This window comes from Geitlerinema sp. CS-897 (assembly GCF_028368005.1).
GTDB classification, from domain to species: Bacteria; Cyanobacteriota; Cyanobacteriia; order Cyanobacteriales; family Geitlerinemataceae; genus Baaleninema; species Baaleninema simplex.
Map to the genome: position 1 here is coordinate 1 of NZ_JAQNCQ010000315.1, position 8901 is coordinate 8901.

5 protein-coding genes are annotated in these 8901 nt (G+C 57.5%); 2 read left to right on the forward strand and 3 right to left on the reverse strand.

Annotated features, from left to right (window positions below):
* The 3 genes from POG22_RS20130 to POG22_RS20140 form a co-directional block, all read right to left on the reverse strand.
* Positions 1-171: MerR family DNA-binding transcriptional regulator (locus tag POG22_RS20130; protein ID WP_498903026.1), on the reverse strand; the 171-nt coding region annotated here is incomplete at its 3' end.
* A gap of 99 nt (positions 172-270) precedes the next feature.
* Complete coding sequence (locus POG22_RS20135) at positions 271-714, reverse strand: response regulator (RefSeq protein ID WP_498906922.1); 444 nt, start codon at positions 712-714, stop codon at positions 271-273.
* Between the two features lie 93 nt (positions 715-807).
* The gene (locus tag POG22_RS20140) at positions 808-3432 is read right to left on the reverse strand and encodes a right-handed parallel beta-helix repeat-containing protein (protein WP_498906923.1); all 2625 of its coding nucleotides are present in this window, start codon (positions 3430-3432) and stop codon (positions 808-810) included.
* A 288-nt stretch (positions 3433-3720) separates the two neighbouring features.
* Between POG22_RS20140 and POG22_RS20145 the strand changes: the two genes are divergently transcribed.
* A complete protein-coding gene (locus POG22_RS20145) occupies positions 3721-5184 on the forward strand; it encodes a phosphoglucomutase/phosphomannomutase family protein (protein ID WP_063718790.1) in 1464 nt (487 codons plus the stop codon).
* A gap of 115 nt (positions 5185-5299) precedes the next feature.
* Positions 5300-8734 carry a CHAT domain-containing protein gene (locus tag POG22_RS20150; RefSeq protein ID WP_498906924.1) on the forward strand — a complete coding sequence of 1145 codons (3435 nt, stop codon included), beginning with the start codon at positions 5300-5302 and terminating at the stop codon, positions 8732-8734.
* Positions 8735-8901 lie beyond the last annotated feature (167 nt).

The following is an 8901-nucleotide window of genomic DNA, read 5'->3' on the forward strand; positions in this document are numbered from 1 at the left end:
AATTGTGTACGCTCTATAAGATTCAACACCAAGCAGTTGAGACAGGTCGTATCTCCGATGACCCGACGCTGTGCGCTCAGGGATTAATTTCCCTTCTGACTCCCAACGTCTTAATGTAGATGGCGATACTCCTTTTATTTTTGCGGCTTCGGAAATCCTAAATTTACTCATGTAGTTATTTTAGCATAAGAAATGAATAGGGTTGAGTAACTTTAGTGAGGAATTTCCACTCTGTCTTCAACCCCATCTCCTAATCTCCCCATCTCCCCATCACCGTCCCGTAATCGGTTTGCAGCGACGGAGTGCTAAAACGATCGCTTCGAGGCTGACGGGTTTCGTCACAAAATCGGTCATTCCGAGCGATCGACAAGCAACCTCGTTTTCCTGCATGACGTTGGCGGTTACGGCGATGACTTGGGGGCGTTCTTCAGGGGGCCACTCCTCGAAAATCTTCCGCGTGGCTTCGAGACCGTCCATTTCCGGCATTTGGATGTCCATTAAAACCAGGTCGTACGGTTTGCGACGTACCCATTCCACTGCTTCCCGACCGTTGTTCGCCACGTCTGCCTCGTACCCCAACCGTTTGAGCAGCCGGAGCAACACCTTTTGATTGACCCGATTGTCTTCTGCTAAGAGAATTCGTAGCGGGTACTGTTCGCTAAATTGCACGTCCATGATGCAGGTTCGAGGCAAAGACGCCGGGATCGACTCCATCCCGACGTGCGTGTTTGAGTCCGGAAAGACAACTTCTACTGTACACCGAGAGACTCGATCGACCGGACACCCATTCAAAGGTTTCATTCAAAATTAAGAGAGTACGAAATCAGTATTTCCGGCAGATGCCACGTCGTCTTGCCCTAAAGCGACCCCACTTTCGGAGAAGTTATCCCCAAGAATAATGCTGGTCGCTTCTCCGGCCGCCGTATTGCTGAAAACAGAAAAGCCGGGAGAGTCGGCCGCAAAAATATTATCCGCGATCGTCAGTTCGTCGGCGTCGGGAATTTCCGTACCGCGCACGAACAGGAGCGAACCCGTCGTATCGGCAGCACTAAACCCACCAACGGTGTTGTCGGTCAGGCGGAGGTTGCTGAAGTTGCCGTCTCGTAGGGTAATGCCGCCGTCGGTGTCGGCCGTTCCGGCACCGTTGGCGCCCTCGACGGTATTTCCCGAAACGGTAATGTCGCTGGCAGGGGTATCGGCATCGGTAGACCCGGTCACTTGAATTCCCGAACCACCATCGGCAGGTACGGCGATGGTGTTGTTGGAAATACTCGTTCCGGTGATATCCTCGGCGGCGATGCCGTCGCTGTCGGTAGAGGCGTCGTTGACGTCGATGTCGTTGCCGCTGACCGTGGCGTTTTCGAGGTTTTGTAAGTCGATCGCCGTGCTGTCGGTATTTGAAAACTGGTTGTCGGAAATTTCGATGCCCGTGCGAGTTTGGCTGGGTTGGACGCTGAGACTCGCCCCGGTAAAGACGTTGTTGGTGATAACGAGGTTGTCTCCGGTGTTGTCGGCATCGAGGTCGGCGGTGAATTCGAGTCCGTCGAGAGTAACGTCAGCACTGGAAATTTCCACCGTGGCCGTGATGCTGGCTTCGTCCTCTCGGTTCTCGTCGCTGCCGGAGAGTCCGGCGTTGACACCGATGAGGGTTACGGCTTGGGTAATCTCGAAACTATCTTCGTAGGTGCCGACGGCGATGCGGATCGTATCTTGGGCGTTCCCCACGCTCACGTCGTCGTCGTTGCCGATTTCGCTGTCTTCGAGGGCGTCGGCGATGTTGCTGTAGATGCGAATCGTACCGGAGTTGTTCGTGTCGGTTTCGATGCTGACGTCGATAAATTCGACATCGGCGTCGTTGAGGGTACTCTCTCCGGTGTCGGTGAGGGTAATGTTACCGGAGTTGTCGATCTCGATCGCGTCTTCGACCGTGTCGCCGTCGTCGGTTTCGACCGCAGTAACGGTGAAGCTGGTAGCGTCGCTGGCGGCCACTTGCCCGATTTGTCCGGCGACGTCGGCCACGAGGAGTTCGGCACCGCGCAGTTGGGGAGTCGTACTGATGTTGGCGTCGTCGTCGGTGTCGTCGTCAGTGTCGCCGCCGGTATCGCCGTCGGTGGGCAGGTCGATGTTGGGGGAAAAGGTGTCTTCGGTGATGTTGCTGGCGGGAACGCCTGTGAGAACGGCGATGACGACGTCGGAATTGTTGCGTTTGATAATGGTGTCGTTGACGTTCAAGCCGTTGCCTTGTTCGATGTCGATGTCGTCGAACATCAAACCGCCGCCGAGGAGGAGTTTGTCGCCTTCGGCCGTGTTGAAGTCGAGAACGGTGTCGGCACTGCCTTCTTCGTCGATGAGGGCGAACACGTCGGCACCGGCCCCGCCGCTGACGGTGTCGTTGCCGCCTTCGCCGAGGATGCGATCGTTGCCTTTGCCGCCTGCGAGAACGTCGTCGCCGTCGCCGCCAAAGAGGGTGTCGTCGCCTGTGTTTCCCGCAACGATATCTTCTCCTTCTCCTCCTGAGAGGCTGTCGTTGTCTTCGCCCCCGACAACGATGTCGTTGCCGGCGTCTCCGGCGACGGTGTCGTTGCCGTTGTCTCCAGACAGGGTGTCGTCTTCTTGTCCGCCGACGAGAACGTCGTTTTCTGCCCCGCCGAAGAGGGCATCGGCTCCCGCGTTTCCTGAGATGGTGTCGCTGCCGTTGTTGCCCGTCAGGACGTCGGCACCGATATCGCCGAAGATGAAGTCGTTGCCTTCACTGCCGTTGACGCGATCGTCGCCTTTTCCGGCAAAGACACTATCGTTTCCGAGACCGGCAAAGACGATATCGTTGCCTTGGCTGCCGCCGATGAGGTCGTTTCCGTCTTCGGCGTAGATGAGGTCGTCTGCTCCGCCACCGTTGAGGCTGTCGTCTCCAATGCCGCCGAAGAGGGTATCGCGACCGGTTCTGCCCAGGAGAACGTCGTTACCGCCGCCTCCGGCGAGGACGGTGTTGCCCCCTTCGCTATCGAGGGTGTCGTCTCCCGCTTCGCCCCGTAAGATGTCGTCGCCGAGACCGCCGAAGAGCAAGTCGTTGTCGAGACCGCCAAACAGAAAGTCGTTGCCGGTTTCGCCGTAGAGGACATCGTTTCCTGCATTGCCGCTTAGGAAGTCGTTTTCTGCCCCGCCGAAGAGGGTATCGTCCCCGTCGTTGCCGGTGAGGGCGTCGTCGCCGGTTTCACCGTAGAGGGCATCGTTGCCGTTTCCACCGGAAATCGCGTCGTCGTCACCGCTGCCAAATACGATATCGTCCCCGTCGTCACCGGAAAGGAGGTCGTCGCCGAAGAATCCGAAGAGGCTATCGTTACCGCCGGCGCCGAAGACGGTATCGTTGGCGGGGGTGGCGACAAATTCGTTGTCGTTGTCGTCTAGGGTAACGTTGAGACCCATTTCAGCCATAGGAAACACTCCCTCACATCGAGAAAAACACAGCGAGACAAACCGCCCGTGACGTACGGGGGTAGGGACGAGCATACGATCGCGCCGGTCGCGGCGGACTTCGTTTCTCCATGCCCGTAACGGTAGGCGTGCCGGGTCGCGGGCGAGGCACTATCACGTTAGCATGACGTGTTAAATTACTTCTGGGTTGCCGAACTTTGCTAAAGAACTCCGTTCTACGGGCGCGAGCGTTCGGCAGCAACGACGATTCGTCCCCGACCCGTTGTGTTTGAGAGGTTCAGTACGATCGTGGCTCACCCCAGTTCTGTTTCTTTTTCGGTTCGTCCGATTCGCTTTGGTACCGACGGCTGGCGCGGTACGATCGCCGCCGATTTTACGTTCGAGCGGGTGGCTCGGGTCGCCCCGATCGCGGCTCGGGTTTTAGAGCAAACTTACGGTGATGAGGCTCGCTTGAAGAAGTCGGTCGTCGTCGGTTACGATCGCCGCTTTATGGCTGAAGATTTCGCTCAGGTGGCGGCTGAGTCTCTGGTGGCGGCTGGCTACGACGTTCTTCTGGCTCAAACTTACGCATCGACTCCCGCTTTCAGTTGGGCGGCTCACCGCTATGGGGCCCTCGGGGCGATCGTGATGACTGCCAGTCACAACCCGCCGCAATATTTGGGCGTCAAGGTTAAGGGGGCTTTCGGGGGATCGGTCTCGCCGGAGGTCACGCGGCAAATCGAGGCGATGTTAGAGTCGGAGGATTCTCTAGTAGCGGCGTCTCCGGGTCGGTTGGACTCTTTCGATCCGTGGACGGAGTTCTGCGCGAACTTACGAACGAAAGTCGATATCGACGGGATTCGCGAGGTTCTCGAGTCGGGACTGCTGACGGTGTTCGCCGATGTGATGCACGGGGCTGCCTCGGGCGGACTGCCGAAACTCCTCGAGGCGCCGGTACGGGAACTCAACGGCGATCGCGATCCCCTCTTCGGCGGCAGTTCTCCGGAACCGCTACCGCGCAATCTGACCGGACTGTTCGAGCAGATTAAAACGCACCGTCGGGAAACGCAAGGGCTTTCGGTGGGACTGGTATTCGATGGAGACGGCGATCGCATCGCAGCGGTGGACGGCGACGGTAATTTCCTCAGTTCTCAAACTCTGATTCCCATCCTCATCGAACATTTAGCAAAACGCAAAGCACTTTCTGGGGAAATTGTCAAGACCGTCAGCGGCTCGGATTTGATTCCTCGGGTGGCAGCCCTCTACGATCTGCCGGTTTACGAAACCCCCATCGGCTTTAAATACATCGCCGACCGGATGCTGAGTGCGGACGTACTGCTCGGTGGCGAGGAGTCCGGTGGCATCGGCTACAATACGCATATTCCCGAACGAGACGCCCTCCTGTCGGCACTGTACGTCCTCGAGGCGGTGGTGCAGTCGGGAAAAGACCTCAGCACTCTCTATCGGGAATTGCAGGAAAAAACGGGCTTTCTCTCGGAGTACGATCGCATCGATTTACCTCTGGCGAGTATGGACGTCCGATCGAAGTTGGTCGATCGCCTCGAATCTCAGCCTCTGACGGAAATCGCCGGAAAAGCCGTCACCGACTGTCAAACCACCGACGGCTACAAGTTTCGCCTCGAAGACGGGAGCTGGTTGCTAGTTCGCTTTAGCGGCACGGAACCGGTGTTGCGACTGTACTGCGAAGCCGCCGATTTACAACAGGTGCGATCGACCCTGGAATGGGCGAAATCCTGGGCGAAAGAGGAGTAAGGGAACAGGGGAGAGGGGGAGCAGGGGAGAGGGGGAGCAAGAGAGCAAGGGAGCAAGGGAGATGAAAGGCGAAAAGACGCGTGATAAGGCTGATTTTTCTCGAAGTCGAGGTTTTTTGGCGCGTCTCGGGTTTTCTCGTCTCGGCGTTTCCTCGTTGCTGCTGGCTCTGTTGGGACATTGGGCATTTCCTCCAGTTAGTTTGTCTCAATCGGTGGTTCCGGCGGATGACGGAACGGGAACCCAGGTGACGCCTGCGGGAAATCGCTACGACATCGATGGAGGCAGTCTTTCGGGTGACGGAGACAACCTCTTTCACAGTTTCCAACAACTCGACCTCGATGCGGGAGAAACGGCAAATTTCCTCACCTCCCCCGAGATTCAAAACGTCTTCGGACGCATTGTCGGCGCCCGTACTTCCCAAATTAACGGGATTCTTCAACTCACTGGCAGTTCGGCAAATCTGTTTCTCCTCAATCCCTCTGGTTTCCTCTTCGGACCCCAGGCACAGTTAAACCTTCCGGCGTCTTTCTTCGCCACTACCGCCTCGGGAATTGGCTTTGATGGCGGTTGGTTCGAGGCGGTGGGAACGCCGGATTATACGGCGTTGGTGGGAACACCGAACGGGTTCCGTTTCGACGGTTCTGGAACCATCGTCAGCGAGGCGGATTTATCCGTGTCTTCGGGGCAAACCTTGGGATTACTCGGGGGAACGGTGACGGCAACGAACCGTCTCTCGGCGGGAACTCTCGTGGTGACGGCGGTGTCGGATGGCAATCGTTTGCGCTTGAGTCAACCGGGGTTTCTGTTGAGTTTGGAAATTCCCGCGTCGGTGTCTTCGGTGACGCCACTGCAACTTCCGGCGTTGCTGACGGGGGGAGAAACGGCGACGCTACGAGAGGTGCGGGTGACGGCGGAGTCGGTACGGGTGGCAGGGGGAACGGTTGAGATCGAAGCCAGTACGGTACGGGTTTCCGGGGATTTGTCTGTGGTGGGAGCAACGGTTCGGTTGCGCGATCGCCCTGCCACGCCGTTAATCCTCGAAGCGGGGGAAACGCTGCAACTTTGGGGCGATCGCACTCTCGATATTTTGGCGTTGAACCATCTCGAAACCCCTCCCGTCGTCAGCGGCGGCGATTTGGTTCTGTTGGGAAACGGGATCGTTTCGACGGATTCCCATTTTCGCAGTGGCGGTGATTTTAGAGTTCTGGGAAATGGGAGGCTACAAAGTCTCTTCGATCCGATTATTTTAGCGGTTGGCGATGTCTCTTTCGGCGATTATACGGGGGCGGCGCTGAAAATTGAGGCGGGGGGCAGTATTTCGGGGGGAAATATTACGATTACGTCGCCGGATACTTCGTTGAGTGGCGGTTTTCCCAACGACCCAGATTTGGACGTTTTAACGACGCTGCCAAGTTTAATTTTACGGGCGGGGGTGGCAGTGTCGGATCCCACGGGAGCCTCGCCGGGATTTACGCTGTCAGATTCGCCGACGACGCCGGGAACGATCGCGGTAGGAGATATCGATACGGCAACCGATCGAGTTGAGGGAGGTGTCGTCGTTTTAGAAGCCCCCGGTTCGATAAGTCTGGGAAACGTCAATACGGCGGGGTTGGAGGCTGGCGGCGATATTGCGATCGCTTCTCAGGAGGCGGTGACGGCAGGAACGCTGTTTTCCGGCGGTGGCGATATTACGATCTTCTCGGATAACGCGGTAACGGCGGACGACCTCATCGCGACGGGACTCGAGGGGGGCAATATCGAGATTTCAGCCCGAACGCGTTTGAGTTTGGGAAATGTAGATGCGGAAGGGTTGGTGGGGAACGGAGGGGCGATCGCACTGTCGTCTCTCGGGGATGCGGAGATCGACTCCATCGACGCCGGGGGAGCGGTTTCGGGGGGAGAGATCGACCTGAAACACCGTCAGTTACGGGTCTCGGATTTCGTCTCCACGGGAATTGTGGGTGGCGATACGAGTTCCATCGCAGGGGGGTCGATTCGGGTGGAACTGACGGACGACACCGCCCCGTTTGTGGTGGGAGACTCCACGACGAACGGGACGCAAGGCAGTTTGACGGCGGACGCCAACGCCATCGATCCTACCTTTGTCGCCCCGCCGGGAACGGTGAGACAAGGGGATATTACCATCGTGACGCCGTCTAGACCGGATACTCCCACGAGGAGAGACCCGACGAACACGACGGATGCCGAAGACGACATCGAACGGTTGCAGCGGATTCCCGATAAACCGTTGCGGGAGATTCCGTTGGTGGCGATGTCAGAGATCGTCGATCCGGAAATTCGCTATACCCGAGACTATACGGAGTATTTGGGACTCGAACCCCGTCCCGAGGTCAGTTTGGCGAAAACTCGCGAGATTTTGGCGCGTATCGAACGGCAGACGGGGGTGAAACCGGCGTTAGTATACGCGCAGTTCGTACCGGGACGGTTGGAGGCGACGCCGCAAAAGCAAGGGCTGTTGAATCTCGATCGCTTGGCGGTTCGGGAAGTGTTGGAAATCCTGGTGGTCACGGCGTCGGAACCGCCGGTTCGGGTGGTGCTGCCGGAGGCGACGCGGGAACGGGTGGAGGCGGTGTCGTTGGCGTTTCGGGGCAACCTGACGAACCCTCGCCTGCGGCGGGGCGATCGCTATCTCACTCAAGCTCAGCAGCTTTACGAGTGGTTAATTCGTCCACTGGAAACGGTTTTGAGCGATCGCGACATCGAGAATTTGACTTTCGTGATGCCGGAGGGATTGCGGACGCTTCCGGTGGCGGCGTTGTTTGATGGGGATGGGTTTCTCATTGAATCCTACAGCGTTGGGTTGATGCCGAGTTTGAGTTTGACGAATACGGAGTACGGCGATATCCGCGACGCGCAAGTGTTGGCGATGGGTTCGGCACAGTTCGACCCGGAAACGGCGTTGAGTCCGCTTCCGGCGGTTCCCGTGGAGGTGACGACGATTGCAGAACGGTTGTGGCCGGGTGCGGCGTTTCTCAACGAGGCGTTTACGTTGGAGAATTTGCGATCGCAGCGGGAACGGACGCCTTACGGTATCGTTCATTTGGCGACCCACGGGGAGTTTGTCGAAGGTGAGGCGGATAACTCTTACATTCAGTTGTGGGACACGAAGTTACGGCTCGATCGCCTGCGTCGGTTGAATTGGAGTCGTCCTCCGGTGGAATTGTTGGTGTTGAGTGCTTGTCGAACGGCGGTTGGGAGTGAGGAGGCAGAGTTGGGGTTTGCGGGGTTGGCGGTGGCGGCTGGGGTGAAGACGGCGTTGGGGAGTTTTTGGTACGTCAGCGACGACGGCACGTTGGGGTTGATGACGGAGTTTTACGCGCAGTTGAAAACGGCGTCGATTAAGGCTGAGGCGTTGCGTCAAACTCAGTTAGCGATGTTGCGGGAAGAGGTGCGAGTCGAAAATGGGGAGTTGGTGACGTTGGGGGGAACGGTGCCGCTACCGGAGGCGATCGTGCAACGGGTTTCGGATAAGTCTTTCGCGCATCCTTATTATTGGTCGGCGTTTATGCTAGTGGGAAGTCCGTGGTAGTTGGGGGAGTTCACCACAGAGGCACAGAGAACACAGGGGGAGATTTAATGGTTAAAGTTAGGGGTCTACTCCCCTCAGTGGTGCAGAAAACTTTTCGAGATCGGGGATTGACAAAAAACATAAAATCTGAATTGAGGTTTGAACCAGATCCCCGGCATCTCCAAGAT